At 64.8% G+C, this 26,318-nt stretch carries 23 protein-coding genes; 13 read left to right on the top strand and 10 right to left on the bottom strand.

The window, feature by feature from the left end; translation table 11 throughout:
• Window positions 1-51: 51 nt before the first annotated feature.
• Complete coding sequence (locus tag ACM42_RS21585; RefSeq protein WP_271529816.1) at window positions 52-645, top strand: GNAT family N-acetyltransferase; 594 nt, start codon at window positions 52-54, stop codon at window positions 643-645.
• Between the two features lie 350 nt (window positions 646-995).
• Here the strand turns inward: ACM42_RS21585 and ACM42_RS21580 are convergent, their stop codons facing one another.
• Window positions 996-1,979 carry a threonine/serine dehydratase gene (locus ACM42_RS21580; protein WP_271529815.1) on the bottom strand — a complete coding sequence of 328 codons (984 nt, stop codon included), beginning with the start codon at window positions 1,977-1,979 and terminating at the stop codon, window positions 996-998.
• A 27-nt stretch (window positions 1,980-2,006) separates the two neighbouring features.
• Here ACM42_RS21580 and ACM42_RS21575 point away from each other — a divergent pair, with 27 nt between their 5' ends.
• The 3 genes from ACM42_RS21575 to ACM42_RS21565 all read left to right on the top strand — a co-directional run bounded on the left by ACM42_RS21575 (window position 2,007) and on the right by ACM42_RS21565 (window position 3,373).
• Entirely contained in the window at window positions 2,007-2,309 is a 303-nt protein-coding gene (locus tag ACM42_RS21575; protein WP_028177302.1) for an ArsR/SmtB family transcription factor, read from the top strand.
• A gap of 141 nt (window positions 2,310-2,450) precedes the next feature.
• Window positions 2,451-3,080: a glutathione S-transferase family protein gene (locus tag ACM42_RS21570; RefSeq protein ID WP_271529814.1), complete on the top strand. Its 630-nt coding sequence runs from the start codon at window positions 2,451-2,453 to the stop codon at window positions 3,078-3,080.
• On the top strand, window positions 3,077-3,373 hold the full coding sequence (locus ACM42_RS21565; protein ID WP_271529813.1) for a hypothetical protein: 297 nt from the start codon (window positions 3,077-3,079) through the stop codon (window positions 3,371-3,373). Before ACM42_RS21570 ends, ACM42_RS21565 begins: the two co-directional genes overlap by 4 nt.
• Here ACM42_RS21565 and metH read toward each other — a convergent pair.
• Complete coding sequence (metH, locus tag ACM42_RS21560; RefSeq protein WP_271529812.1) at window positions 3,370-7,224, bottom strand: methionine synthase; 3,855 nt, start codon at window positions 7,222-7,224, stop codon at window positions 3,370-3,372. The two genes, ACM42_RS21565 and metH, sit on opposite strands and share 4 nt — an antisense overlap.
• Before the next feature lie 6 nt (window positions 7,225-7,230).
• Window positions 7,231-8,142, bottom strand: a complete 912-nt coding sequence (metF, locus tag ACM42_RS21555; RefSeq protein WP_271529811.1) for a methylenetetrahydrofolate reductase [NAD(P)H] — start codon at window positions 8,140-8,142, stop codon at window positions 7,231-7,233.
• 374 nt (window positions 8,143-8,516) lie between these two features.
• Between metF and ACM42_RS21550 the strand changes: the two genes are divergently transcribed.
• Entirely contained in the window at window positions 8,517-9,533 is a 1,017-nt protein-coding gene (locus ACM42_RS21550) for an LLM class flavin-dependent oxidoreductase (RefSeq protein ID WP_271529810.1), read from the top strand.
• 122 nt (window positions 9,534-9,655) lie between these two features.
• Here ACM42_RS21550 and ACM42_RS21545 read toward each other — a convergent pair whose 3' ends face one another.
• Together ACM42_RS21545 and ACM42_RS21540 are read right to left on the bottom strand one after the other, a co-directional pair.
• Window positions 9,656-10,513, bottom strand: coding sequence for a prephenate dehydratase (locus ACM42_RS21545; protein WP_271529809.1), 858 nt, complete (start codon window positions 10,511-10,513; stop codon window positions 9,656-9,658).
• Window positions 10,514-10,550: 37 nt separating this feature from the next.
• The gene (locus tag ACM42_RS21540) at window positions 10,551-11,291 is read right to left on the bottom strand and encodes a 3-deoxy-manno-octulosonate cytidylyltransferase (protein WP_271529808.1); all 741 of its coding nucleotides are present in this window, start codon (window positions 11,289-11,291) and stop codon (window positions 10,551-10,553) included.
• A gap of 219 nt (window positions 11,292-11,510) precedes the next feature.
• Here ACM42_RS21540 and ACM42_RS21535 point away from each other — a divergent pair, with 219 nt between their 5' ends.
• The 6 genes from ACM42_RS21535 to ACM42_RS21510 all read left to right on the top strand — a co-directional run bounded on the left by ACM42_RS21535 (window position 11,511) and on the right by ACM42_RS21510 (window position 20,011).
• Window positions 11,511-12,065: a c-type cytochrome gene (locus ACM42_RS21535; RefSeq protein WP_271529807.1), complete on the top strand. Its 555-nt coding sequence runs from the start codon at window positions 11,511-11,513 to the stop codon at window positions 12,063-12,065.
• Window positions 12,066-12,277: 212 nt separating this feature from the next.
• Window positions 12,278-14,179, top strand: coding sequence for an extracellular solute-binding protein (locus tag ACM42_RS21530; protein ID WP_271529806.1), 1,902 nt, complete (start codon window positions 12,278-12,280; stop codon window positions 14,177-14,179).
• A gap of 14 nt (window positions 14,180-14,193) precedes the next feature.
• Entirely contained in the window at window positions 14,194-16,077 is a 1,884-nt protein-coding gene (locus tag ACM42_RS21525) for an extracellular solute-binding protein (RefSeq protein WP_271529805.1), read from the top strand.
• Between the two features lie 2 nt (window positions 16,078-16,079).
• The gene (locus tag ACM42_RS21520) at window positions 16,080-17,189 is read left to right on the top strand and encodes a microcin C ABC transporter permease YejB (protein ID WP_239627354.1); all 1,110 of its coding nucleotides are present in this window, start codon (window positions 16,080-16,082) and stop codon (window positions 17,187-17,189) included.
• On the top strand, window positions 17,189-18,370 hold the full coding sequence (locus ACM42_RS21515) for an ABC transporter permease (protein ID WP_271529802.1): 1,182 nt from the start codon (window positions 17,189-17,191) through the stop codon (window positions 18,368-18,370). The genes ACM42_RS21520 and ACM42_RS21515 overlap by 1 nt, the downstream gene beginning before the upstream one ends.
• A 3-nt stretch (window positions 18,371-18,373) precedes the next feature.
• Complete coding sequence (locus ACM42_RS21510; RefSeq protein ID WP_271529801.1) at window positions 18,374-20,011, top strand: ABC transporter ATP-binding protein; 1,638 nt, start codon at window positions 18,374-18,376, stop codon at window positions 20,009-20,011.
• Window positions 20,012-20,136: 125 nt separating this feature from the next.
• On the opposite strand, the gene ACM42_RS21505 is transcribed toward ACM42_RS21510, so the two are convergent.
• From ACM42_RS21505 to ACM42_RS21495, 3 genes are all read right to left on the bottom strand, one after another.
• On the bottom strand, window positions 20,137-20,463 hold the full coding sequence (locus ACM42_RS21505; RefSeq protein WP_271529800.1) for a BA14K family protein: 327 nt from the start codon (window positions 20,461-20,463) through the stop codon (window positions 20,137-20,139).
• A 179-nt stretch (window positions 20,464-20,642) separates the two neighbouring features.
• Window positions 20,643-21,497: a C40 family peptidase gene (locus tag ACM42_RS21500; RefSeq protein WP_271529799.1), complete on the bottom strand. Its 855-nt coding sequence runs from the start codon at window positions 21,495-21,497 to the stop codon at window positions 20,643-20,645.
• The gene (locus ACM42_RS21495; RefSeq protein WP_271529798.1) at window positions 21,490-22,863 is read right to left on the bottom strand and encodes a leucyl aminopeptidase family protein; all 1,374 of its coding nucleotides are present in this window, start codon (window positions 22,861-22,863) and stop codon (window positions 21,490-21,492) included. Before ACM42_RS21495 ends, ACM42_RS21500 begins: the two co-directional genes overlap by 8 nt.
• A 199-nt stretch (window positions 22,864-23,062) precedes the next feature.
• On the opposite strand from ACM42_RS21495, the gene ACM42_RS21490 reads away from it, so the two are divergent.
• Window positions 23,063-23,266 (top strand): hypothetical protein, encoded by a 204-nt coding sequence (locus tag ACM42_RS21490; RefSeq protein WP_028177287.1) that lies wholly within the window; start codon window positions 23,063-23,065, stop codon window positions 23,264-23,266.
• A gap of 205 nt (window positions 23,267-23,471) precedes the next feature.
• Window positions 23,472-24,299, top strand: a complete 828-nt coding sequence (locus tag ACM42_RS21485) for a tetratricopeptide repeat protein (protein ID WP_271529797.1) — start codon at window positions 23,472-23,474, stop codon at window positions 24,297-24,299.
• 56 nt (window positions 24,300-24,355) lie between these two features.
• On the opposite strand, the gene ACM42_RS21480 is transcribed toward ACM42_RS21485, so the two are convergent.
• Together ACM42_RS21480 and ACM42_RS21475 are read right to left on the bottom strand one after the other, a co-directional pair.
• A complete protein-coding gene (locus tag ACM42_RS21480; RefSeq protein ID WP_271529796.1) occupies window positions 24,356-25,330 on the bottom strand; it encodes a type II secretion system F family protein in 975 nt (324 codons plus the stop codon).
• A 9-nt stretch (window positions 25,331-25,339) separates the two neighbouring features.
• Window positions 25,340-26,317, bottom strand: coding sequence for a type II secretion system F family protein (locus ACM42_RS21475; RefSeq protein WP_271529795.1), 978 nt, complete (start codon window positions 26,315-26,317; stop codon window positions 25,340-25,342).
• Window position 26,318 lies beyond the last annotated feature (1 nt).

Raw genomic sequence — 26,318 nt, 5'->3', positions numbered from 1 at the left:
CGGAGCGTGTAGCGACAGTTCTCGCATTTCTCGGGATGAAGTGGAGCAAGCATGATCCTCCCCGACGGCTATTCCGACGTACCCGCCGGCAAGATCGCCGCCGTCGTCACGCATCTGGAGATGACTGCACCTCCCGCGCGCCGCGCCGATCCCCCCGGCACCTGGACCCTGCGCAAGGTCGACGCCCCCGCGCTTCCTTGGTACCGCGATCTCTTCCGCCGCGTCGGCGAGAACTGGCTGTGGTTCTCGCGCGCACGCATGACCGATGCAGAGCTCGCCGCAATCATCCACGCGCCGGGAATCGAAGTCTACGCCCTCGCCCTGGACGGCCGCGACGAAGGCCTGCTCGAGTTGGACTTCCGCGAGCCCGGCCAGTGCGAGCTGGTCTATTTCGGCGTCACCGCACCCTTGATCGGCACCGGCGCCGCCCGCTTCCTGATGAACCGCGCGCTGGAGCTGGCATGGTCGCGCGATCTCCGCCGCGTCTGGGTCCACACCTGCACGCTCGACCACCCATCGGCCGTCGCCTTCTATCAGCGCTCCGGCTTCCGCGCGTTCCGCCGCCAGATCGAGATCGCCGACGATCCGCGCCTCGACGGCACCGCGCCGCGCGATGCGGCGAAGCATGTGCCGATCATCGAATAGTGCACGGCTGCCTCCCCACCGTCATTCCGGGGCGCGCCACTTGGCGCGAGCCCGGAATCCATTTGTCAGCAGGAGACGATGCACGATGGATTCCCAGATGCGCAATTGCGCATCATAGCTCGCGCTTCGCGCGCCCCGCTCGCGATCGGCGGGCCGGCGCGGGCGTGCGTCCATGTTCATGATGTCGCAGCGGAGCTCGCCCTGTCCGCTATTGCTGAAGAACTGGCAGGCGATGATCTTCGACGGCGTCAGGAAGCCGATCGGGCGGTCCCTGGGCTTGGGCGGCGCCGATCATCGGCAACAGGATCGATATCAGGATCAGTCCGCGCAATCCCACATGCCATTCCCAATCACCTGTCGAAATTCACCGCTGTGGTGTTGGCGCCGCAGACCAGAACCGCGACGCGCTCGGCTGGTGACGGACGATAGCGGCCCGAGAGCACCGCGGCAAAGGCGGCGGCGCCGCCGGGCTCGGCCACGAGGCGCAAGTGCGACCATAGCGCGGCCTGGGCCTGCCGGATCGCATCGTCGCTGACCAGGACGACGCGCTCGACATGGGCCCGCGCGACCGGAAACATCAATTCGCCGACGCGGCGCGGCGCAAGGCTGTCGGCGGCGATGCCGCCGGCCGGCGCATCGACCGGCGCGCCCGCCGCGAACGCGGCGTGCAGGGTCGGCGATTGCTCCGGCTCGACCGCGACGATGCGTGTCGTGCCGGCATACCACGCCGCAATGCCGCCGATCAGCCCGCCGCCGCCGACCGCCACCAGCAGCGTATCGATGCCTGGCGCGTCCTGCTCCAGCTCCAGTCCGACGCTGCCCTGGCCGAGCAGGGTCTCGACCTGATCGTAGGCATGGACGGCAAGCGCGCCGGTCTGCGCGACATGCGCCTCGCTCGCGGCGAGCGCATCGGCGTAGCGGCTGCCCGCGATCATGAGCTTTGCGCCATAACCCCTGATCCTTTCGGCCTTGGCCGGCGAGGTAACGTCAGGCACGAAGATCGTGGCGGGAATGCCGAGCCGCTGCGCCGCATAGGCCACGGCCGCGCCGTGATTGCCGCCGGACGCGGCGACGACACCGGCCTCCGGCACCTGCCGCAGCAGCAGGTTGGCGAAGGCGCCCCGCGCCTTGAACGATCCGGAATGCTGCAGCATCTCGAGCTTGAACGTGAGGGGCGCGGACGGCAGGGTGAAATCGGAAAGGTCGGCCTGAAGGAGCGGCGTGCGCCTGACATGCGGACGGATGACCGCCTCGGTCGCCGCAATCCGCTCCCGCGTGATGTCCATTGTCGCTGTCATGATGCTGTCCTTGATAGCGTATCGGAGAGTTGACATCAATTAGGTAATTAGCAAAATGGCTAAATGAAGTTTGCCGTCGCCTTGCGCGCGCTCGCCAACGAACGCCGCCTGCAGATCCTGGAATGGCTGCGGGATCCGCGGCGGCATTTTCGCGAGCAGGCCGATGGCGACCTCGTCGAGGACGGCGTCTGCGGATTGCTGATCGCCGAAAAGCTCGGCGTCAGCGCCCCGACGGTGAGCGAGCACATGCGGGTGCTGACCGCCGCAAAGCTGGTGCGCGCCAAGCGGATCAAGCAGTGGACGATGTACAAGCGGAACGAGACGGCGATCGCCGCGATCAAGCGCTCGATCCAGGACGGACTTTGAGCGTGGTGCGCGTCATGCTGTCGCGGGCGCCGTTGCAGCCGGCGCAATGCTCCGTTTCCGGGATTTTTGTTGCGCCGCGCCGATCTGGTCGTGGAAACTAAACGGCCCTGCCTTGTCCAACGATCGAGAAGAGCGAGAACCATGTTCCTGATCGGCCAATATGATTCCCCCTTCGTCCGCCGCGTCGCGATTGCGCTCCGGCTTTACGGGCTCGCCTTCGAGCACAGGCCGTGGTCGACCTTCGGCGATGCCGACAAGATCGCGCCGTACAATCCGCTGCGCCGTGTGCCGACCCTTGTGCTCGACGATGGCGAGGCGCTGATCGAGAGCATGATCATTCTCGATTATCTCGACGAACTCGCCGGCGAGGCAAAGGCGATGCTGCCGCGCGGCGGCGCCGAGCGGCGCAGGCATTTGCGCATCTGCGCGCTCGCCTCGGGCCTCGGCGACAAGGCGGTGAGCCTGCTCTACGAGCGCGTGCTGCGGAAGGAGCAGCTCGCGCTATGGGTCGAGCGCTGCCAGGCGCAGATCGCGGACGTGCTCGGCGTGCTGGAATCCGAGCGCGCCAAGGTGACGACGCCGTACTGGCTGGGCGATCGCATCGGCCATGCCGACGTCGCGGTGGCCTGCGTCGTCCGCTTCACCCGCGAGGCGCACCCGCAGCTGTTCGACGCGTCACGCTATCAGGCACTAGCGGCGCATGCGGAGCGTTGCGAAGCTTTGGCACCGTTCAAGGAGATCGTGCAGCCGCTGGCGCCGCCGAAGGGGTGATTCATCCCGATGTCATTCCGGGGCGCGCGAAGCGCGAGCCCGGAATCCATCGTGCGGCGGATGATGCGGAGAAATGGATTCCGGGCTCGCGCCAAAAGGCGCGCCCCGGAATGACGGCGGGTGGCGAGGCCGAAAGCTTAAGACCGGCGCAGCAGCCGATGATGGAATACTACTGCTGTTTTGCCCGACGCCGCAACTCGCTTTCGGCAAGACCGAAATTGCCCAAGCTTTTCAACCCCATCGCTACTGTGCATGGGGTTGTTTTCGCAGTTTTTGTTTGGAGACGCGGCTAACCCGCCCCCACGCGCTTCTTCTGCCAGACCAGATGCACCGCGCAGGTGCAGCCCGGCGGGTGCGAGGCGAGGTCCTTGGGGGCCTCGTCATTCGCGGGCGTCGCCGCAAAGGTCTTGTCGCTCGCGCTCTGCTGCGAGGGAATGTAGTTCAGCACCGGCGCGAGCCAGCGCTCGGCTTCCGCGATGGTCATGCCCTTGCGCGCTGCATAGTCCTCGACCTGGTCGCGCTCGATCTTGCCCACGCCGAAATAATAGCTCTCGGGGTTCGCGAAATAGAGCCCTGATACGGAAGAGCCCGGCCACATCGCAAAGCTCTCGGTCAGCTTCACGCCGGCCGTCGCCTCGGCGTCGAGCAGTTCGAACAGCGTCGCCTTCTCGGTGTGATCGGGCTGGGCGGGATAGCCCGGCGCGGGACGGATGCCCTGGTACTTCTCCAGGATCAGCTCCTCGCTGGAGAGCGCCTCGTCCGGTGCATAGGCCCAGAACTCGCGGCGCACACGGGCATGCATGCGCTCGGCAAAGGCTTCGGCGAGGCGGTCGGCCAGCGCCTTGCACAGGATCGAGGAGTAGTCGTCGTTGGCGCTTCTGAAGCGATCGGCGACCGCGTCCTCGCCGATCCCGGCGGTGACCACGAAGCCGCCGATGTAGTCGGGCACGCCCGCGGGCGCGATGAAGTCGGCGAGCGCCGCGTTGAAGCGGCCCTCGCGCTTCTCGAGCTGCTGGCGCAGCGTGTGCAGCGTCGCGATGCTCTTGGTCCGGCTCTCGTCGGCATAGAGCACGATGTCGTCGCCCTGCGCATTCGCCGGCCAGAAGCCGATGGTGGCGCGCGCCCGGAACCATTTCTCCCTGACGATGGTGTCGAGCATCTTGCGCGCATCGTCATAGAGCGAGCGCGCGACCTCGCCGACCTTGGCGTCGTCGAGAATGGCGGGGAAGCGCCCGGCGAGCTCCCAGGTCTGGAAGAACGGCGTCCAGTCGATGTAAGGCACGAGCTCGGCGAGATCGTACTCGTCGAAGCTGCGGATGCCGAGGAAGGTCGGCTTCACCGGCTTGCTCTTGGCGAAGTCGACCGGCACGCGGTTGGCGCGGGCGGCCTCGAGCTTCAGGCGCTTCTTGTCCGCCTGCGCGCGCAGATGCGCCTCCGAGATCCTGGCGTATTCGGCCCGCACCTCGGCGGCATAGGCCTCGCGCTTCTCGGGCGAGAGCAGCGAGGACGCGACGCCGACGGCGCGGCTGGCGTCGTTGACGTGCACGACGGGACCGGCGCGATAGCTCGGATCGATCTTCACGGCGGTATGCACGCGGCTGGTCGTGGCGCCGCCGATCAGCAGCGGCAGCTTGAGGCCTTCGCGCTGCAATTCGCCGGCGAAGAACGCCATCTCGTCGAGCGAGGGCGTGATCAGGCCCGACAGCCCGACGATGTCGGCCTTCTCGGCTTTCACGGTCTCGACGATCTTGGCGGCCGGCACCATCACGCCGAGATCGATGACCTCGAAATTGTTGCACTGGAGCACGATGCCGACGATGTTCTTGCCGATGTCGTGCACGTCGCCCTTGACCGTCGCAAGCACGATCTTGCCGGCGGACGAGGAGCCCTCCGTGCCGATGCCGTTTGCGAGGTTGCGCGCCTTCTCTTCCTCCATGAAGGGCATGAGGTAAGCAACGGCCTGCTTCATGACGCGCGCGGACTTGACGACCTGCGGCAGAAACATCTTGCCGTCGCCGAAGAGGTCGCCGACCACGTTCATGCCGGCCATCAGCGGGCCCTCGATCACGTCCAGCGGGCGCGAGGACGTCTTGCGCGCTTCCTCCGTGTCCTGCTCGATGAATTCGGTGATGCCGTGCACCAGCGAATGCGACAGCCGCTTCTCCACCGGCCATTCGCGCCAGGCGAGATCGGCTTCCTTGCCTTCGGTCTTCTTGCCGCGGAATTTTTCGGCGAGCGCCAGCAGGCGTTCGGATGCACCGGGATCGCGGTTGAGGACGACGTCCTCGCAGGTCTGGCGCAGCTCCGGATCGATGTCGTCATAGACGATCATCTGACCGGCATTGACGATGCCCATGTCCATGCCGGCCTTGATGGCGTGATACAGGAACACCGAGTGCATGGCCTCGCGCACCGGCTCGTTGCCGCGGAACGAGAACGATAGGTTGGAGACGCCGCCGGAGACATGGGCGCCCGGCAGGTTCTGCCGGATCCAGCGCGTCGCCTCGATGAAGTCGACGCCGTAATTGTTGTGCTCCTCGATGCCGGTCGCGATCGCGAAGATGTTCGGATCGAAGATGATGTCCTCCGGCGGGAAGCCGACGCGGCCCACCAGGATGTCGTAGGCGCGCTTGCAGATCTCGGTCTTGCGCGCGAACGTGTCGGCCTGGCCGGCCTCGTCGAACGCCATCACCACCACGGCCGCGCCGTGGCGGCGCGCGATCCGCGCTTCGTGGATGAACTTCTCCTCGCCTTCCTTCATCGAGATCGAGTTGACGACCGGCTTGCCCTGCACGCATTTCAGGCCGGCCTCGATCACCGAGAATTTCGAGGAGTCGACCATGACGGGGACGCGGGCGATGTCGGGCTCGGCGGCGACGAGGTTGAGGAAGGTCACCATCGCAGCTTCGGAGTCGAGCAGGCCCTCGTCCATGTTGACGTCGATGATCTGCGCCCCGTTCTCGACCTGGTCGCGCGCGACCTGCAGCGCGGCGGTGTAGTCGCCGGCGGTGATCAGCTTGCGGAAGCGGGCGGAACCCGTGACGTTGGTGCGCTCGCCGACGTTCACGAACGGGATCGCGTCGGTCAGCACGAACGGCTCGAGGCCGGAGAGCCTCAAGCGAGGCTCGATCTCCGGCACGATGCGCGGCTTGTGCGGGGCGACGGCCGCTGCGATCGCCGCGATATGGTCCGGCGTGGTGCCGCAGCAGCCGCCGACGATGTTGACGAGGCCGTCGCGGGCGAACTCGCCGATCAGGCGCGCCATGTATTCGGGGGTTTCGTCATACTGGCCGAATTCGTTGGGCAAGCCGGCGTTCGGATAGGCGCAGACGAGCGTATCGGCGACGCGGCCGATGTCGGCAATATGTGCGCGCAGATCCTCGGCGCCGAGCGCGCAGTTGAAGCCGATGGTGACGGGTTTTGCGTGCCGCACCGAATTCCAGAACGCTTCCGGCATCTGGCCCGCGAGCAGGCGGCCGGACTTGTCGGTGATGGTGCCCGACACCATCACGGGCACGTCGATGCCGAGCTCTTCGGTGATCTCGGCGATCGCATACAGCGCCGCCTTGGCGTTGAGCGTGTCGAAGATGGTCTCAACCAGCAGCAGATCGACACCGCCGTCGAGCAAGCCGCGGATCTGCTCGCCATAGGATTTGCGCAGATCGTCGAAGGTGACGGCGCGGTAGCCGGGATTGGAAACGTCCGGCGAGATCGAGGCGGTGCGGTTGGTGGGGCCGATGGCGCCGGCGACGAAGCGCGGCTTGCCATCTTCCGCCTCGACGCGCCGTGCGGCATTGCCGGCGAGGCGGGCGCCTTCGCGCGCCATCTCGTAGACGATGCCGGCGAGGTCGTAATCGGCCTGCGCGATCGAGGTCGTGGAGAAGGTGTTGGTCGCGACGATGTCGGCGCCGGCGCGCAAGTATGCGGCGTGGATGTCCTCGATCGCCTGCGGCTGGGTCAGGATCAGGAGGTCGTTGTTGCCGCGCAGGTCGCGATGAAAGGTCTTGAAGCGCTCGCCGCGGAAGGCGGCCTCGTCGAGCTGGAGGTTCTGGATCATCGTGCCCATGGCGCCGTCGAGCACGAGAATGCGTTCGCGTGCGGCGTCGAGGAGGGCGGTTCGCTTGGCGGATACGGGTACGGTCATCTGATCTTACGCAGCCTTCTGGGCGGTCTTGGCGCGAATGCCGAGCAAATGGCTGATCGCAAATACGAGATCGGCGCGGTTCATGGTGTAGAAGTGGAAGGTGTCGACGCCGTGCTTGGCGAGCTTCTGCACCTGGCCGGCCGCGACGGTTGCGGCCACCAGCTTGCGCGTCTCGGCATCGTCGTCGAGGCCGTCGAATTTCGCGGCGAACCAGTCCGGCACGGTGGTGCCGGCGCGGGTGACGAAATTGCGCGCCTGCTTGAAATTGTGCATGGGCATGATGCCCGGCACGATCGGGATGTCGATGCCGCGGGCGCGGACACGGTCGAGATAGCGGAAGTAGAGGTCGTTGTCGAAGAACACCTGCGTGATCGCGCGCGTCGCCCCCGCATCGACCTTGGCCTCGAGCGTGTCGATGTCGGCATCGAAGTCGCGTGCCTCGGGGTGCTTCTCGGGATAGGCCGACACGCTCACTTCGATGTCGCCGTGCCGCTTCTTGATTCCGGCGACGAGGTCGGCCGAACTCTGGTAGCCGTCGGGATGGCTCGAATAGGGCGTGCCGATGCCGCCGACGGGATCACCGCGCAAGGCCACGATGTGGCGGACGCCGACCTCGTGATAGCGGTCGACGATCTCGTCGATCTCGCCGCGCGAGGCGCCGACGCAGGTCAGATGCGCGGCGGGCAGCAGCGCGGTCTCCTTCAGGATGCGGGCGATGGTGGAATGGGTGCGCTCGCGGGTCGAGCCGCCGGCGCCATAGGTCACCGAGACGAATTTCGGCTCGAGCGGGGCGAGGCGCTTGATGGTGTCCCAGAGATTGCGCTCCATCTCCTCGGTCTTTGGCGGAAAGAACTCGAAGGAGATCGCAGGCCGCTTCAGGTGCCCGTGGGCCGTCGCAGGCGTCGTCACGTCAGTCATGGCACCACTCGCTCCAATTTCCGCCGGCCGTGGGGTCTAGCTTGGGAGGGCCTAAGATAAGGCAAAGGCAGTTTGGCCGACAGCCCATCGATGATGGGAAATGGCCCACTAACGCTGGATGCCGTGAGATTTAGCGCCGAACGGCCTTTGTGGTGGGAAGGCGGATCAGATAGTTTAACGTATTGTGTTTCAACGAATTTATTTGATTCAAGCGCCTTCAAATGTCAATTTTGTTAGTGGGCATGATGAATTCGTCGTGCTGCAAAGGTAATCTGTCCCAACCGGCGTCGTCCGCGACGACCCGCCCCTCTGTACCCTCTGACCTGCGCAGCCTGCCATTGCCGCCGCCCGGCCCTTCGTTAGGTTAATGCGCCATGATCCCGCTCTCAGTCCTCGACCTCTCCGTCGTTACGACAGGCACCAAGCCAGCCGCGGCGCTGCGCAACAGCATCGATCTGGCGCGCCATGTCGATGGGCTCGGCTATCTCCGCTACTGGCTCGCCGAGCATCACAACCTCGCTTCCGTCGCGAGTCCCGCGCCCGACGTCATGATCGGGCAGATCGCAGCGGTGACGAAGCACATCCGCGTCGGCTCCGGCGGCGTGATGCTGCCCAACCATGCGCCGCTGATGGTGGCCGAGCGCTTCAAGATGCTGGAGGCGCTGTTTCCCGGCCGGATCGATCTCGGCCTCGGCCGCGCGCCGGGCACCGATGGTGCGACGGCTTACGCGCTGCGCAGCCGGCTCGACCGGCGCGAGGGCGACGATTTCCTGGAGCGCCTGCACGAGCTGATTCTGTGGGAGACCCGCGAATTCCCTGCGGGCCACCCCTACAACAACGTCGTCGCGATGCCCGACGACACCAGGTTGCCGCCGATCTGGCTGCTCGGCTCCAGCGATTATTCCTCGGAACTGGCCGCACAAGTCGGCATGGGCTTCGCCTTCGCCCATCATTTCGCCACCCACGACGCGATCGATGCGATGATCCATTACCGCAATCGTTTTCAGCCCTCAGCCTGGCGTGCGAGTCCACATGCCATTCTCGCAGTCGCGGTCATTACGGCTGATACCGACGAGGAGGCGGAGAGGCTCGCCTCCTCCTTCGATCTCAACCGGCTGCGCCGTGACCGCGGTCAATATCTGCCATTGCCGAGCGTCGAGGAGGCGATCGCCTATCCGTATACGGACGCCGAGCGCACCTCGATCCTGCGCAACCGCTCGCGCCTGTTCGTCGGCAGTCCCGCGACGGTGCAGAAGAAGCTTCAGCCGCTGATCTACACCAGCAAGCCGGACGAGCTGATGGTGATCACCGCCGTGTACGACCACGAGGCGCGCAAGAAATCGTATTCGCTGCTGGCGGAGGCGTTCGGGCTGGTCAAGTACGCGGCTTAAGCAACTCGGCCCCGGACGCAGCGCAGCACGCAGCGGTGCGTTGCAGAGCCGGGGCCCCATCGCCGCTCTTGTCTCGCGGCCCCTGGGTCCCGGCTCGCGCTTCGCGCGTCCGGGACACGCATTCAATCCTGCGTCTCGCTGAACGTCGCCCGGAACGGATGTCCCGGATACACGCCGACGATGCGGAATTCGCGCGAGAAGAATTTCAGCTCCTCGATCGCGAAAGCGAGGCCCTTGTCATCGGGGTGGCCGTCGACGTCGGCATAGAATTGCGTGGCGAAGAAGTTGCCGTCGACCATGTAGCTCTCGAGCTTGGTCATGTTGACGCCGTTGGTCGCAAAGCCGCCAAGCGCCTTGTAGAGCGCGGCCGGCAAATTGCGCACCCGGAACACAAACGTGGTGACCAGCGGGCCCATGCCTTGTGGCGCCCATTTCGGCTCGCGTGCCAGCACCACGAAGCGCGTGGTGTTGTGCGCCTCGTCCTCGATGTCCTCGGCGAGAATGTCGAGGCCGTAGATCTTTGCGGCGAGACGCGAGGCGATCGCGGCCACGGTCTTGTCCTTGCGCTCGGAGATGTCGCGGGCGCTGCCGGCGGTGTCGGCGTGCACGATCGGCTTGATGCCCAGCTTGCGGATGATGCGCCGGCACTGGCCGAGCGCATGCACATGGCTCTCGACGCTCTTGATGTCTTCGAGCCTGGTCCCCTTCACCGCCATCAGCTGGTGCCGGACCGGCAAGAACCATTCGCCGATGATGAAGAGGCCCGACGCCGGCAGCAAATGATGGATGTCGGCGACGCGGCCGGCGACCGAGTTCTCGATCGGGATCATGCCGAGCTCGGCTTCGCCCGACGAGATCGCCGACAGCGCATCCTCGAAGGTGGCGCAGGGCATCGGTTCGGCGTCGGGATAGGCCTCGACGATGGCGATATGGGAATTGGCTCCAGGCTCGCCCTGGAATGCGATTTTCAGCTTGCTCATGTCTTGAAGTGCTCCTGCCCGGCCTTGTAGCAGCGGCTCAGGATTTGGAAAGGATGCTGCGGGCGGTTTCGAGGTCGGGCGGCGTGTCGACGCCGCGGGGCACGCTGTCGACGATCATGATATCGATGCGCATACCGGCCTCGATCGCCCGTAACTGTTCCAGGCTCTCCTGGCGTTCGAGGGGCGAAGGCGGCAGCGACACGAACCGCTCCAGCGCCGCTCGGCGATAGGCATAAAGCCCGATGTGGTGGTATCGCGGTCCGTCGCCGTAGGGGGCTGTGGCGCGGGTGAAATAAAGTGCCCGCAGCCGCTTCGGCCCGATCGGCGAACCGATGGCCTTGACCACGCTCGGCGCGAGGTCCTCCTCCTTGGTGTGGATCTGCGAGGCCAATGTGACGATGTCGACCGCGGGGTCCTCGAAGGGCGGCAGCACCTCGCGGATCGTTGCCGGCGTGATGGTGGGAAAATCGCCCTGGAGATTGATCACGATCTCAGCCTTGCCCTCGGGATCGAGCTTCTGCATGGCCTCGTGGATGCGGTCGGAGCCCGACGGGTGGTCGGAGCGGGTCATCACGGCCTCGCCGCCATGGGCGGTGACGACCGAGGCGATCTCCGGCGTGTCGGTGGCCACCGCGACCCGGCCGATTGCAGCGGCTTCGGCCCGGCGCAGCACATGCACGATCATCGGCAATCCCGCGATGTCGGCGAGCGGCTTGCCGGGCAGGCGGGTGGCGGCCATGCGAGCCGGGATCAGCACCAGGATGCGGGGATCGATCATCGGGTCAAGAGCCTGGAAACGGGGCGTTTTCCGCGCCGAGAAATGGGGTGGGGACGGGCTGAAAGTCGGCTTGCTTATACGGGTTGCCAGACCCCGGGCAAACCGATATCTCAATGGCAAAACTCGGGGAAACAATAAGGAACGTTTTGATTCTCCCGAGGCTCGTCCTGGCGGCCGCTTGGGCCGCTGTTTCCTTCTTGCGGTGGGGCCTGGCCGGAAATGGACTCTTTCGAACTCAACAAGATTCTCGGTGCCGTGCTCGGCACCTGTCTCTTTCTGCTGGTGACGAGCTTCACCGCGAGCGCGCTGTTCTCCCCCAAGATGCCGGAAAAGCCGGGCTTTGAAATCGCTGTGAAGGAAGATGCCGGCCATGGCAAGGAAGGCGCCGCTGCGGCCGCACCGTCCGAGCCGATCGAGAAGCTGCTCCAGACCGCCTCCGTCGAGAAGGGCGCCGCGGCCGCCAAGAAGTGCGGCGCCTGCCACACGTTCGAGAAGGGCGGCCCGAATCGGGTCGGCCCGAACCTCTATGGCGTCGTCGGCGAGCCAAAGGGTCAGGGCCGTGGTGGCTTCAACTTCTCGGCCGCGATGAAGGCCAAGGGCGGCAACTGGACGTTCGACGACCTCAACAAGTTCATCGCCAATCCGAAGGGCTTCATTCCTGGCACCGCGATGGGCTTCGCCGGCATCCCGAAGGATTCCGAGCGCGCCGACGTTATCGCCTATCTGAACACGCTGTCGGAGCATCCGCAGCCGTTGCCGACAGCCTCCAAATAAGGCCGCCGGAACGCATCTTGGAATGAGCGGCCAGGCTGAAGAGCCTGGCCGTTTGCTTATCCAGGCCTCGCGGCCAGTTTATCGGGGCGTTTGGCCGCATCCGATCGGTCTTCCGGCCTCCAAGATGAGGAAAAAGCAACACATATTCGGTCGAAACCTCGTCTATATTAGGAACTTAAAGGAGTAGCCTCCTTCAAGACAGGGATGTTGATTTGGCCATTACCCGACGCGATCTTCTGCTCACCGGCGCTGCGGCCGCAGCGCTCCCCGCTCTCGGTTCCGTGGCGGGCGTTCCCGTCGTCGGCGCGGCCGAAGCGCAGTCTTCCAATGAGCTGCCCTGGCGCCACGCGCTGTCCCTTTTCGGAAAGGTCAAGTACCCCGCCGACTTCAAGCGCTTCGACTACGTCAATCCGGACGCGCCCAAAGGCGGCGTCGCGCGCCAGATCGCCGTCGGCACATTCGACAATTTCAACATCGTCGTATCAGGTGTGAAGGGGCAGGTCGCCGGTGCCGTCGCCTTCATCTACGAATCCCTCATGACGCCCTCACTCGACGAGGTCTCGACCGAATACGGCGCGCTGGCCGAGGCGGTCAGCCACCCGGACGATTTCTCCTTCGTCACCTATCGTTTGCGGCCGCAGGCGAAATGGCATGACGGCAAGCCCGTCACGCCGGAGGACGTGATCTTCTCGCTCGATTCCTTCAAGAAGCACCATCCGATGTACTCGGCGTACTACAGCCATGTGGTGAAGGCCGAGAAGGTCGGCGAGCGCGAGGTGAAGTTCGTATTCGACGCACCGGGCAATCGCGAATTGCCGCAGATTGTGGGACAGCTTACGGTCTTGCCGAAGCATTGGTGGGAGGGGACGGACGCGCAAGGCCGCAAGCGCGATATCTCCGCCACCACGCTCGAAGTGCCGCTCGGTTCGGGCCCCTACAGGGTCAAGGAGTTCGTGGCAGGACGGTCGATCGCGCTGGAGCGCGTCAAGGATTATTGGGGCCGCGACCTCGCCGCCAATGTTGGCCGCAACAATTTCGACGAGCTGCGCTACGAATATTTCCGAGACGCCACGGTCGCGATCGAGGCCTTCAAGGCCGATCAGGTCGATTGGCGCACCGAGAACAGCGCCAAGAGCTGGGCGACGGCCTACGACTTCCCGGCCGTGAGCGACAAACGCGTGATCCTGGAGGAATTCGTCAATCGCAGTTCGGGCGTGATGCAGGCCTTCGTGCCGAACCTGCGACGTGCCAAGTTCAGCGACCCCCGCGTGCGTCGTGCGCTCAACTACGCCTTCGACTTCGAGGAGATGAACAAGCAGATCTTCTTCGGTCAGTACAAGCGTATCAGCAGCTATTTCGACGGCATCGAGGAACTCATGGCGACCGGCTTGCCGCAGGGCAAGGAGCTCGAGATCCTCGAAACCGTCCGCGCCCAGGTCCCGCCCGAGGTCTTCACGACGCCCTACAGCAATCCGGTTGGCGGCAGCCCCGAAGCGGTACGCGACAATTTGCGCGAGGCGCTGCGCCTGTTCAAGGAGGCTGGCTACGAGGTGCGCGACCGCAAGCTGATCGACGTCAAGACCGGCACCCAGTTTTCGCTGGAATTGCTGAACCAGGATCCGAGCTTCGAGCGGATCACGCTGTTCTACAAGCCGTCGCTGGAGCGACTCGGCATTGCCGTCAGCGTGCGGACGGTCGATCCGACCCAATACGAGAACAGGACGCGCGAGTGGGATTTCGATATCGTCACCAACTCATGGGGCGAGTCGCAGTCGCCGGGGAATGAGCAGCGTGAGTTCTGGTCGTCCAAGACGGCCGACATCGCCGGCTCGCGCAACATCGGCGGCATCAAGAATCCCGCGATCGACAAGCTGATCGAACGGGTGATCTACGCCACCGATCGCGACAATCTGGTGGCCGCAACCAAGGCGCTGGACCGGGTGCTGCTGTGGAATCACTACGTCGTGCCGCAGTGGACCTACAACAAGGTGCGCACCGCGCGCTGGGACCGCTTCGGCCGGCCGGCCGAATTGCCCAGATACGGTCTGTCCGGTTTCCCGTTCATCTGGTGGTACGACGCAGACAAGGCGGCGCGGATCGCAAAGAAGTCGTGAAGGACATTCCCCGCATGACGCAGATGTCACGCCGCCATGTGCTGGCCTTGGGTGTTGGCGGCGCCCTCGGGGCGTCCATTGGTGCGCCGTTGCGCGGTGCGTGTGCATCGGAAGCCGCGACCGAGGCTCACGGCATCTCCGCGTTCGGCGATCTCAAATATCCCGCCGATTTCCACCATTTCGACTACGTCAATCCGTCTGCGCCGAAGGGCGGCACGTTCTCGCTCATCCCATCGACGAGGTCGTATAACCAGTCCTACCAGACCTTCAACTCGCTCAACGCCTACATCCTCAAGGGGGATGGCGCGCAAGGCATGGACATGACGTTTTCGCCGCTGATGGTGCGCGGCAGCGACGAGCCGGACGCGATGTACGGGCTTGCCGCAAAATCCGTGCAGATATCGCCGGGCAGGCTGGTCTATCGCTTCACGATGCGGCCGGAGGCGAAATTCCATGACGGCACCAGGCTCACCGCCCACGACGCGGCGTTCTCGCTGACGACGTTGAAGGCCAAGGGCCACCCGCTGATCATCGTGCAGATGCGTGACTTCGTGAACGCGGAAGCCATCGACGACGCGACGCTCGTCGTCACCTTCGCCAAGGGACGCGCCCGCGACGTGCCGCTCTATGTCGCCGGACTGCCGATCTTTTCGAAAGCCTATTATGCGTCCCGGCCGTTCGATGAATCGACGCTGGATATTCCGCTCGGCTCCGGTCCGTACAAGGTCGGCAGGTTCGAGGTCAACCGTTACATCGAATTCGAGCGGGTCAAGGACTGGTGGGCCGCCGATCTGCCGGTTTGCCGCGGCAGCTACAATTTCGATGTCGTGCGCTACGAGTTCTATCGCGACCGCGACGTCGCCTTCGAAGGTTTCACCGGCAAGAGCTATCTCTATCGCGAGGAGTTCACCTCGCGCATCTGGGCGACGCGCTATGACTTTCCGGCGGTGAAGGATGGCCGCGTCAAGATGGAGGTCGTGCCCGACGATACGCCGTCCGGTGCACAGGGCTGGTTCATCAACACGCGGCGCGACAAGTTCAAGGACCCTCGCGTGCGCGAGGCCCTGATCAACGCCTTCGATTTCGAATGGACCAACAAGACCATCATGTACGGCGCCTATGCCCGTACGGTGTCGCCATTCCAGAACTCGGACCTCATGGCAGGCAATGCGCCGCCTTCGCCGGAAGAGCTGAAGCTGCTGGAGCCGTTTCGCGGCCAGGTTCCGGAAGACGTTTTCACCGCACCGTTCACGCCTCCGGTCACGGACGGCTCCGGGCAAGACCGCAGCCTGTTGCGCAAGGCTCAGCAACTGCTCAACGAGGCGGGTGTGCCCATCAAGGACGGCAAGCGGATGCTGCCGAATGGCGAGGTGTTCAAGATCGAGTTCCTGTTGGATGAGCCCTCCTTCCAGCCGCATCATGCGCCCTACATCAAAAATCTCGCGACGCTCGGTATCGAAGCGAACGTGCGCCTCGTCGATGCAGTGCAATACAGGGCACGTCAGGACGACTTCGATTTCGACATGACGATCCAGCGCTTCAGCATGTCGGCGACGCCGGGCGATGCCATGCGCTCGTACTTCTCCTCGCAGGTCGCGAACACCAAGGGCTCGTACAATCTCGCGGGCATCGCCAGCCCGGCCATCGACGCCATGATCGAAAAAATCATGGCGGCTGACAGCCGCGAAGAGCTGACCGTCGCCTGCCGCGCTTTCGATCGCCTGTTCCGCGCCGGCCGCTACTGGGTGCCGCAATGGTACAACAAGACGCACCGGCTGGCTTATTGGGACCAATTCGGCCATCCGCAGAAGCTGCCGCGATATGCCAACGGCGTCGGCGCGCCCGACATCTGGTGGCATGAACCCGCCAAGGCGGCCAAGCTCGAGCAGGCAAAATAGCCATGAGCGCCTATATCGCCCGCCGCATCCTCCTGATGATCCCGACGCTGCTCGGGATCCTCTTCGTGTCCTTCATCGTCGTGCAGTTCGCGCCGGGCGGCCCGGTCGAGCGTGTGATCGCGCAGCTCTCGGGCGCCGACACCGGCGGCACGTCGCGCATTTCGGGCGGCAGCGATTTTGCGCAGCGCGCTCCCGGGCAGGTCGGTGCCGGCGGCGACGCCATCAACTCCAAATATCGCGGCGCGCAGGGGCTCGATCCCGATTTCATCAAGAAGCTGGAGGTGCAGTTCGGATTCGACAAGCCGGCACCGGAACGCTTCGCGCTGATGGTTTGGAATTTCGCCCGTTTCGATTTCGGCAAGAGCTATTTTCGCGACGTCAGCGTGATCCAGCTGATCAAGGAGAAGCTGCCGGTTTCGATCTCGCTGGGGATCTGGCTGACGCTGATCACCTATCTGATCTCGATCCCGCTCGGCATCCGCAAGGCGATCAAGGACGGCACCCGCTTCGACACCTGGACGTCGACCGTTCTCGTGCTGGGCTATGCCATTCCCGGCTTCCTGTTCGCGATCCTCCTGATCATCCTGTTTGCCGGCGGCTCCTTCTTCAACTGGTTCCCGTTGCGCGGACTGACCTCGGACGGCTGGTCGCAGTTTCCCTGGTATTGGAAGATCATCGACTATTTCTGGCATCTGACGCTGCCGCTGATCGCCATGGGTCTCGGCGCGTTCACCACCATGACGTTCCTGACCAAGAACTCGTTCCTTGACGAGATCCGCAAGCAATACGTCATGACCGCGCGCGCCAAGGGGTGCAGCGAGAACCGGGTGCTGTACGGCCATGTCTTCCGCAATGCGATGTTGATCGTGATCGCCGGCTTCCCCGGGACCTTCATCCACGCCTTCTTTTCAGGCTCGCTTCTGATCGAGACCATCTTCTCGCTGGACGGGCTGGGGCTGCTCAGCTTCGAGAGCGTGCTCAACCGCGACTATCCCGTGGTGTTCGGCACGCTTTACATCTTTTCGCTGGTCGGTCTCGTGATCAACCTGATCTCCGACCTGACCTATATGTGGATCGACCCCCGGATCGATTTCGAGGCGCGGGAGGTCTGATGACGCTGACCGCCCCAACGACGCCGATCGAAACCACGGCGAAATCGCCGCTCGGCGATTCGGTGCCGATCACGCGCAAGCCGTTCGTGCCTTCGCCGCTCAACAGGCGCCGGTGGCAGAACTTCAAGGCCAACCGCCGCGGCTACTGGTCGTTCTGGATCTTCATCGTCCTGTTTGTGGTCTCGCTGTTCGCCGAGCTGATCGCCAACGATCGGCCCTTCCTGATCAAGTTCGACGGCCGGCTCTATTGGCCCGCCTTCGTGACCTATTCGGAAACGACCTTCGGCGGCGATTTCGAGACGGCGGCCGACTATCGCGACCCCTATTTGCAGAAGCTCATCAAGGACAAGAACGGCACAATCGTCTGGCCCCTGATCCGCTATTCCTACGATACTCACAATCTCGACTTGCCGACGCCGGCGCCGTCGCCGCCGACCTGGATGTTGACGGAGAAGCAGTGTCAGCCGGTGGTGGAGAAGAAGGGGCTGAAGAGCTGCCGCGACCTCGAATATAACTGGCTCGGCACCGACGATCAGGGCCGCGACGTGGTGGCGCGATTGATCTATGGCTTCCGCATCTCGGTGCTGTTCGGACTTTGTCTCACGATCGTCTCGTCCGTCATCGGCATCGCGGCGGGGGCGGTGCAGGGCTATTTCGGCGGCCGGGTCGACCTCATCTTCCAGCGCTTCATCGAGATCTGGACGGCGATTCCCTCGCTCTACCTTCTCCTGATCCTGTCCTCGGTCCTCGTGCCCGGCTTCTTCGTGCTGCTCGGCATCCTGCTGCTGTTCTCCTGGGTCTCGCTGGTCGGTCTGGTGCGGGCCGAGTTCCTGCGCGGGCGCAACTTCGAATACATCCAGGCGGCGCGGGCGCTCGGCGTCTCCAACCCGGTCATCATGTTCCGCCACCTGCTGCCGAATGCGATGGTCGCGACCATGACGTTCCTGCCTTTCATCGTGTCGAGTTCGGTGATGACATTGACGGCGCTCGATTTCCTGGGCTTCGGCCTGCCGCCGGGATCGCCTTCGCTGGGCGAATTGCTGTCGCAGGCCAAATCCAACGTGCAGGCACCCTGGCTCGGTTTCTCCGGCTTCTTCTCGGTTGCGATCATGCTGTCGCTCCTGATCTTCATCGGCGAAGCCGTGCGCGACGCCTTCGATCCGCGCAAGACGTTCAGGTAGGCCATGGACGCGATCAACCAGCCCCTGCTCAGCGTGCGCGATCTTTCGGTGGCCTTCCACCAGGGCGGCGCCACCACGCTCGCGGTCGACAAGGTCTCGTTCCAGATCAAGCGCGGCGAATGCGTGGCGCTGGTCGGCGAATCCGGTTCCGGCAAGTCGGTCAGCGCGCTCTCGATCCTGAAGCTGTTGCCCTATCCGAACGCGTCGCATCCCTCGGGCAGCATCCGCTTCAAGGGACAGGAGCTGATCGACCGGTCCGAGCAGAAGATGCGCGAGATTCGCGGCAGCGACATCTCCATCATCTTCCAGGAGCCGATGACCTCGCTCAATCCGCTGCACACGATCGAGGCGCAGATCGGCGAGATCATCCAGCTGCACAATCCCACCAGCAATGCCGAGGCGCGCAGGCGGACGCTGGAACTGCTGACGCAGGTCGGCATTCCCGAGCCCGAGACGCGGCTGAAGAGCTATCCGCACCAGCTCTCCGGCGGCCAGCGTCAGCGCGTGATGATCGCGATGGCGCTCGCCAACGAGCCGGACCTTCTGATCGCGGACGAGCCGACGACGGCGCTCGACGTCACCGTGCAGGCGCAGATACTGGCGCTGCTCGCCGAGATCCGTTCGCGGCTCGGCATGAGCCTGCTGTTCATCACCCACGATCTCGGCATCGTTCGCCGCATCGCCGACACCGTCTGCGTCATGAAGGGTGGCGTGGTCGTCGAGCAGGGACCGGTCGACCAGGTCTTCAAGACCCCGAAGCATCCCTATACGCGCGACCTGCTCGCGGCGGAGCCGAAGCCCGATCCGGCGCCGCCGCAGCCAGATGCGCCCGTGGTGATGTCGGTCAATGAGCTCAAAGTCTGGTTTCCGATCAAGCGCGGCCTGATGCGCAAGACGGTCGGCCACATCAAGGCGGTCGATGGCGTCAGCGTCGCCGTGCGCAAGGGCGAGACGCTCGGGGTCGTCGGCGAATCAGGCTCGGGCAAGACCACGCTGGGTCTCGCCCTGCTGCGGCTGATCTCCTCGGACGGGCGCATCGTGTTCCTGGGCAAGGACATCCAGGGCCTGCGCTTCAAGGAGATGCGGCCGTTCCGGCGCGACATGCAGATCGTGTTCCAGGATCCGTTCGGCTCGCTCAGCCCCCGCATGTCGGTGGCCGACATCATCGCCGAAGGCCTGTCCGTGCATCAGCCGAAGCTGTCGCGCGAGGAACGCGAGGTGCGCGTCGTCAAGGCGCTGGAGGACGTCGGGCTCAATCCGGATACCCGCTTCCGCTATCCGCATGAATTCTCCGGCGGCCAGCGCCAGCGCATCAGCATCGCGCGCGCGGTGGTGCTGGAGCCGGATTTCGTCGTGCTGGACGAGCCGACCAGCGCGCTCGACATGCTGTTCCAGGCGCAGATGGTCGACCTCTTGCGCGAGCTCCAGCGCAAGCGCGATCTCACCTATATGTTCATCTCTCACGATTTGCGCGTCGTCGCCTCGCTCGCCAGCCATCTCATCGTGATGCGCGGCGGCAAGGTGGTCGAGGAAGGCCAAGCCGCCGAGCTGTTCAAGAATCCGAAGACGGATTACACGCGCGCGCTGTTCGCGGCCGCGTTCCGGCTGGAGACGGCCGGGAATGGCTCGGTAGCGACGTAGCTTGCGTCATTCCCGGGACTGCGACCTGTCCGTCGAGGGGCGGAGGCGAAATGCTCGGGGGCGTTGAGGCGCCGCCTCGGCGTCGCCTCAAATCCTGCCGCGGATGCAGGTCCGCAATCGCGGCGTCATCTGCAGAGATAGCGGCGACCGTCTCGACCGATGTAGGTGCTCGTTGCTGGATCGTAGGATCGGTAGCGCTCCGCGCAGGAACGTGAGGCGGCGCCGTCCACGCGAGCCAGGGCGTTGTTCACTCCCTGCGCAGGAGCCGCGCCATCGGGCAACTCGAGGTCTATCCGACCTGCCGGCGTCAGTGTGCCATCCAGGTTGCGATTGGGATACTCGGCCTCGTACGTATCCGGATGGCTGCTTGCAAAGCCAGACTGCGCGTAAGCGGTGCTCAAGGTCAGGCCCGACAGCAAGGCCGCGGCAGCGAGAATCTTCAGTCCAGTCATAGTCGATCTCCATCACCAGCCGGCGCATCGTGCGGCCGGCGCAGTGAGATGTGGATCGACATGGTGCGGTCAACAAGCTCGCTGTGACCCCATACTTGCTGCCCGGCCCGATGCTGTCGTTCAAATACAGAAAGCGTCGTGTGTTTGTGGAACGAGAGGTAATGGTCGAGGCAGGCCCGCTAGAGTCGCTTGATCGCGGTGACCTCGCTGCCGGCCTGCCTGATCCGCGCAATCGCGGGCTCGGTCGGCTCGATCACGGTCGCCATGTGATATGCATTGGCGTGAACCATGGTGCTGGCATCTCGGACGATGGCGACATGGCCCTTCCAGAAGATCAGATCGCCGCGCAGAAAGCTGCCTCGCTCATGAGGCTCCAGCGTGCGGCCGAGTCCGGCCTGCTGCATGTCGCTATCGCGCGGGCAGCCGATGCCTGCGGCGGTCAGCGAGATCTGCACGAGGCCCGAGCAGTCGATGCCGAGGCTGCTCTTGCCGCCCCACAGATAGGGCGTGCCGACGAAGCGCTCGGCGACGGCAACGAAGTCCGGCTCGCGCCGATCGAGCGGGACGAGATGCGTCTTCGGCAAAAATCTCCCGTCGCGCGTCAGGGCGAAAGAGCCGTCCTCGCGCGCCACGGCAATCTTCGAACCCATCACGAGCGTGTCGGCCGGCGGCAGCTTGATGGAGGGGCCGGGGAACGCGAACGTTCGCAGCGCGCCCACCTTGTGCGTCGGCGCGGCCGCAGGTTTCACGAGCGCCGCGTCGGGCAGCCAGCCGACATAGCCGTCGCCATTGAGCTGGCCCCAGGCCCAGCCCTCGCCGTTGCGGTCGTAGACCGTGACGCGCTCGCCGCGTAGCGCTTCCGTCATCAGCATGGCGTTCGAGGACGGCTGCTCGCGCACCGGTGCGATCGCCTCGACCACCTCGAATTCCTCCCCGGTGACGAAGCGATCCGCCTCGACCTTGCCTTCGAGATATTTCGCGGCGATGTCGCCCCGCGCCGGCGTCAGCCTTGGATCGTGTCCTGGATCATGCATAGCGCTCGCTCAGCAATGCGTAGATGGCGCGAGCGGCCTGGCACTCGCCGCCCTCGGGCCGCGCCGGCTTCGCCGACGGCGTCCAACCATAGATGTCGACATGCAGCCAGCTCCTGGCGTGCTCGACGAAGCGTTGCAGGAACAGCGCGCAAGTGATCGAGCCGGCGAAGCCGCCGGACGGCGCGTTGGTGATGGTGGCCGTCTTGGAGTCGAGCCAGGAATCGTAAGGCGGCCACAGCGGCATGCGCCACAACGGATCGTTCTCCTTCGCTGCGCAGCGCGCGACGTCGGCGGCCAGCGTCTCATCATTGGTGTAAAAGGGCGGTAAATCCGGCCCCAGCGCGACGCGTGCCGCGCCGGTCAGCGTGCCCAGATCGATCAGCAGCTCAGGCTTCTCCTCGTCTGCCAGCGCCAGCGCGTCGGCGAGGACGAGCCGGCCTTCCGCGTCGGTATTGCCGATCTCGACCGTGATGCCCTTGCGCGAGGTGAAGATGTCGAGGGGGCGGAAGGCATTGCCGGCGACCGAGTTTTCCACGGCCGGAATCAGCACGCGCAGCCGCACCTTCAGCTTCGCGTCCATCACCATGCGCGCGAGCGCCAGCACGTTGGCGGCGCCGCCCATGTCCTTCTTCATGATCAGCATGCCGCTCGACGGCTTCAGGTCGAGTCCGCCGGTGTCGAAGCACACGCCTTTGCCGACCAGCGTCACCTTGGGATGATCAGGATCGCCCCAGCCGATGTCGATCAGCCGCGGCGCACGGCTGGAGGCCATGCCGACGGCGTGGATCAGCGGGAAATTCGTCTTCAGATCCTCGCCGACGGTGCAGGCGAAGCTCGCGCCGAACTCGGTTGCGAGCGCCTGCGCGGCTGCGGCGAGTTCCGCCGGGCCCATGTCGTTGGACGGCGTGTTGATGAGGTCGCGCGCCAGCATTGCGGCATCGGCGATCCGCTCGATCTCGGCCGCGTCGACACCGTCAGGCGGCACCAACCGGACCTCGGGGCGATCGGCCTTGCGGTAGCGGGCGAAGCGGTAGCACCCCAGTGCGAAGGCGAGCGCCGCCAGCCGCGGATCGTGCGGTGCGTTGGCAAAGCGATAGGTGCCCGGCGGCAACAGGCCGGGCAGGGCCCCGGGTCGGAACAGGTCGCGCGATCTTGGACCCTCATCCTCGAGGCCGAACAGCACCTGAGCAATCGCCCCGTCCGGCGCGGGAAGTGCCAGATAGCCGCCCGGCTTGGCGGCAAAGGCGCTCGCGGCGGCGAACTGGCGTTGCGCCGGCGGCAGCGTCTCGGCAATCTGATCCCAGCTCGACTTGGTGACGAAAGTGACCGGGATGGCGGTGGGCGACGTCTCGAAGATAGAGGGCATTGGCGGGTCCGGATCGTCAGATCAAGCGGGGTCATGCGAACTGACGAGACTTCGCAGAGTTTCGCCGCCGCTGCAATCGGCATTGCCGTCACCGTTCAGCGACCTGCTACGCGCCGCAAGGCCATGCTAGGTTCGGGGGTGCGGCCGCCAGATGTGGAGATCGCCGGCGACCGACCAGGAAGCGCCGGGAGGAAATGCGATGGAATTTGTGTGGAGCGTGGTCACATTCGTCGGCCAGGCCGTCGAGGCGATTTTTGGCTATATCGAGCATCACCATTGGATCTTCGCATTCCTCGCCGGAGGTTACGTCTTTTATCTGCACGACCGCTCCGTCCACGCGCGGTTCGATGCGCTCGACAAGCGCATCGACGAAATCCGCAGGCGGCTCGCCATCGAATATTGACCGGGCGAGAGGACACCGTCCTCGGGCGGATCTCGTATCTCGCGCCGAGAGCTGCGGTTTGGAAGGGGACGGCCTCACGCCGTTACGAGCGTTGCGGTCGTGACGCCGCCGCGAGAGGCCAGAGGCGGCGTTAACCGGCCGTTAGGGTTAACATCCTATTGCTGGCGCGTTCGGCTCGATCAAGCGGCTCCAGAATCAAGGCTTCATGCGTCAACGGATCAGTCTTGCCCGGCTTCTTGCCTCCACGTCGCTGATCGCGGCGGTGGCCATGGGCCTCGGCGGCTGCACGGCCATGTCCAAACTCTCCGAAGTGACGGGCTCGGTCGGCCCCCGGGCGGAGGCGGCTCCCGCCGACCGTGCGTCCACCGATCCAGCGCGTGCCGTCGAAGTCTATGGCGAGCGCTACCGCGCCAATCCCAAGGATGCCAACGCCGCGCTCGCCTACGGACAGGCCTTGCGCGCCAACGGCCAGCGCGCCCAGGCCGCCGCCGTGCTCGAGCAGGCGACCATCGCCAATCCCGGCAACAAGGCGCTGCTCGCCCAGTACGGCCGCGCGCTCGCCGACAACGGCAATTTCCAGCAGGCTTTCGACGTCCTGTCGAAGGCGCATTCGCCCGACAATCCGGACTGGCGCCTGCTTTCGGTGCAGGGCACGGCGCTGGACCAGATGGGGCGTCATGAGGAAGCGAGATCCTACTACGCGAGCGCGCTGAAGATCGCACCGGGTGATCCCGGCGTGCTCTCCAATCTCGGCCTGTCCTACATGTTGTCGAGAGAGCTGCCGAAAGCCGAAGAGGCGCTGCGACAGGCCTACGCATCGCCGCGTGCGAGCGCGCGGGTGCGGCAGAACCTCGCCTTGGTCGTCGGTCTCCAGGGCCGCTTCGCGGAAGCGGAGACCATCGTGAAAGCGGACCTGCCACCGGACCAGGCCGCGGCCAATGTCGCCTATCTCAAGGACATGCTCAGCCGCAGCGACGTCCCGCACGGTGCACCGAAGCGGACGCCGGTTGCTTCGCTCAGCCAGGCCGACTGATCAGATCTGATCGCCTGATCTCAGCCTGAGTGGCGAACCGCGCGGTCCGCTCTGACTCAGTGCAACTCCGTGACCTTGATGGCGGTCGGTCCGAGAATGACCACGAACAGCACCGGCAGGAAGAACAGGATCATCGGCACCGTCAGCTTCGGCGGCAGGGCGGCGGCCTTCTTCTCGGCCTCGTTCATGCGCATGTCGCGGTTCTCCTGCGCCATGACGCGCAGCGAGTGGCCGAGCGGGGTGCCGTAGCGTTCCGCCTGCTGAAGCGCGAGACACACCGACTTGACGCCCTCGAGCCCGGTGCGCCGAGCGAGGTTCTCATAGGCGACCTTGCGATCCTGTAGATAGGACAATTCGGCCGTGGTCAGTGTGAACTCCTCCGACAGCGCGATCGACTGGCCCACGATTTCGGTCGCCACCTTCCGGAATGCCATCTCGACCGACATGCCGGATTCGATGCAGATCAGGAGCAGGTCGAGCGCGTCGGGAAATGCACGCTTGATCGAGAGCTGGCGCTTGGCGATCGCATTCCTGAGGAACAGCATCGGCGCCTGAAGGCCGAGATAGGCAGCGCCGATGCAGATGCCGATCTTGACCGGCAGCGCCTGTTCCATGCGCGCGATCACGAAGACGTAGAGGGCCGAGCCGAGGAAGAGCACGATCGGGGCGACCATGCGGGCAAACAGGAAGGTGATGTAGGGCGCCTGGCCGCGGTAACCTGCCATGATGAGCTTGTCCCGCGCAGCTTCCTGCGCGAGCCATTTGGTGAGGTTGAAGTCCTCGACCACCTTGGAAACGAGCTGCTTCGGTGTCTGGCGCAGCGAGACCTTTTCGCTCTTGTGAAGACGCTCACGTTCGCGCTGCCGGATGCGCTCACGCTCGCTCGCCACCGCTTTCATGCGCTTGGAGAGGCCCTCGCCGGCGAACAACGGCATCACCAGCGTATACACGGTTGCGCTGGCGGCGATAGCCGCGAGCAGCATGGTCATGAAACGGACGTCGTGCAGTTTCGAGACGAGTAATTCGACCATACGGCACCGTCAGAAATCGAAGTTGATCATCTTCTTCATCACCATGATGCCGATCGACATCCAGACGACGCAGCCGACCAGCATCAGCTGTCCGGTAGGATGAGTCCAAAGCAGCGAGATGTACTGCGGCGTCGTGAGATAGACGAGAAACATCACGATCGGCGGCAGCGAGCCGATGATGCCGGCCGAGGCCTTGGCTTCCATCGACATCGCCTGGATCTTCTCCCGCATCTTCTTGCGGTCGCGCAGCACCTTGGAGAGGTTGCCGAGCGCTTCGGAGAGGTTGCCGCCCGACTTCTGTTGGATCGACACCACGATGCCGAAGAAATTTGCCTCCGGCAGCGGCATGCGCTCGTAGAGCCGCGCGCAGGCCTCGCCCAGCGGCATGCCGATCGCCTGCGTCTCGATGATAGCCAGGAATTCGCTGCGCAGCGGCTCGGGAGAATCGGCGGCGACGACCTTGATCGATTCGAACAGCGGCAGGCCCGCCTTGATGCCGCGAACGATCACGTCAACCGCGTCGGGCAGCGCAGCGAGGAACTTGGCCTCGCGACGCTTCTTTAGGAAGCTGAGCGCCCAGCGTGGCAGGCCGAAGCCGCCGGCAAAGGCGAGCCCGGCGGCACCGACCATGCCGCCGCCGCCAAACAGCGCGACCGCGAAGAACACGCCCGCCACGACGGCGGACGCGATCCAGAATTTCTGCGGCGTCCAGTCAAGCCCCGCCTGCGACAGGCGGACGCTGAGCGGAGCGCTCTTCTCCTGGGCGCGCCGCGCCTCGAGGTCCTTGAGCGTGGTCTCGACCTGCTCGCGGCGCGAGCGCTGGGTCTTCTCGGCCTGGCGGGCCGTCGGCGCCTCGGCGCGCGCGACCGAAGCGCGGCGGCTTTCCGCCTTTCGCTCCCCGGACAGCAATGGATAGAGGAAGACCCAGGCGATGCCACCGACCGCTGCGGTGGCGAGGAAGGCGAGGGCGAGGACCTGCATGTTCATG

This window comes from Bradyrhizobium sp. CCBAU 25338 (genome assembly GCF_028128965.1).
Taxonomy (GTDB): Bacteria; Pseudomonadota; Alphaproteobacteria; order Rhizobiales; family Xanthobacteraceae; genus Bradyrhizobium; species Bradyrhizobium liaoningense.
This window is presented reverse-complemented; position numbering and strand designations above follow the sequence as displayed.

Bases quoted from the DNA above. Each gene is read 5' to 3' on its own strand.
- ACM42_RS21505 (WP_271529800.1), bottom strand. From the start codon at position 20,463: ATGACTGGACTGAAGATTCTCGCTGCCGCGGCCTTGCTGTCGGGCCTG.
- ACM42_RS21490 (WP_028177287.1), top strand. From the start codon at position 23,063: ATGGAATTTGTGTGGAGCGTGGTCACATTCGTCGGCCAGGCCGTCGAG.
- ACM42_RS21500 (WP_271529799.1), bottom strand. From the start codon at position 21,497: ATGCATGATCCAGGACACGATCCAAGGCTGACGCCGGCGCGGGGCGAC.
- ACM42_RS21480 (WP_271529796.1), bottom strand. From the start codon at position 25,330: ATGGTCGAATTACTCGTCTCGAAACTGCACGACGTCCGTTTCATGACC.
- ACM42_RS21580 (WP_271529815.1), bottom strand. From the start codon at position 1,979: ATGTCAACTCTCCGATACGCTATCAAGGACAGCATCATGACAGCGACA.
- ACM42_RS21570 (WP_271529814.1), top strand. From the start codon at position 2,451: ATGTTCCTGATCGGCCAATATGATTCCCCCTTCGTCCGCCGCGTCGCG.
- ACM42_RS21495 (WP_271529798.1), bottom strand. From the start codon at position 22,863: ATGCCCTCTATCTTCGAGACGTCGCCCACCGCCATCCCGGTCACTTTC.
- ACM42_RS21485 (WP_271529797.1), top strand. From the start codon at position 23,472: ATGCGTCAACGGATCAGTCTTGCCCGGCTTCTTGCCTCCACGTCGCTG.
- ACM42_RS21475 (WP_271529795.1), bottom strand. From the start codon at position 26,317: ATGAACATGCAGGTCCTCGCCCTCGCCTTCCTCGCCACCGCAGCGGTC.
- ACM42_RS21545 (WP_271529809.1), bottom strand. From the start codon at position 10,513: ATGAGCAAGCTGAAAATCGCATTCCAGGGCGAGCCTGGAGCCAATTCC.
- metH (WP_271529812.1), bottom strand. From the start codon at position 7,224: ATGACCGTACCCGTATCCGCCAAGCGAACCGCCCTCCTCGACGCCGCA.
- ACM42_RS21550 (WP_271529810.1), top strand. From the start codon at position 8,517: ATGATCCCGCTCTCAGTCCTCGACCTCTCCGTCGTTACGACAGGCACC.
- metF (WP_271529811.1), bottom strand. From the start codon at position 8,142: ATGACTGACGTGACGACGCCTGCGACGGCCCACGGGCACCTGAAGCGG.
- ACM42_RS21515 (WP_271529802.1), top strand. From the start codon at position 17,189: ATGACGCTGACCGCCCCAACGACGCCGATCGAAACCACGGCGAAATCG.
- ACM42_RS21585 (WP_271529816.1), top strand. From the start codon at position 52: ATGATCCTCCCCGACGGCTATTCCGACGTACCCGCCGGCAAGATCGCC.
- ACM42_RS21525 (WP_271529805.1), top strand. From the start codon at position 14,194: ATGACGCAGATGTCACGCCGCCATGTGCTGGCCTTGGGTGTTGGCGGC.
- ACM42_RS21540 (WP_271529808.1), bottom strand. From the start codon at position 11,291: ATGATCGATCCCCGCATCCTGGTGCTGATCCCGGCTCGCATGGCCGCC.
- ACM42_RS21520 (WP_239627354.1), top strand. From the start codon at position 16,080: ATGAGCGCCTATATCGCCCGCCGCATCCTCCTGATGATCCCGACGCTG.
- ACM42_RS21535 (WP_271529807.1), top strand. From the start codon at position 11,511: ATGGACTCTTTCGAACTCAACAAGATTCTCGGTGCCGTGCTCGGCACC.
- ACM42_RS21575 (WP_028177302.1), top strand. From the start codon at position 2,007: ATGAAGTTTGCCGTCGCCTTGCGCGCGCTCGCCAACGAACGCCGCCTG.
- ACM42_RS21510 (WP_271529801.1), top strand. From the start codon at position 18,374: ATGGACGCGATCAACCAGCCCCTGCTCAGCGTGCGCGATCTTTCGGTG.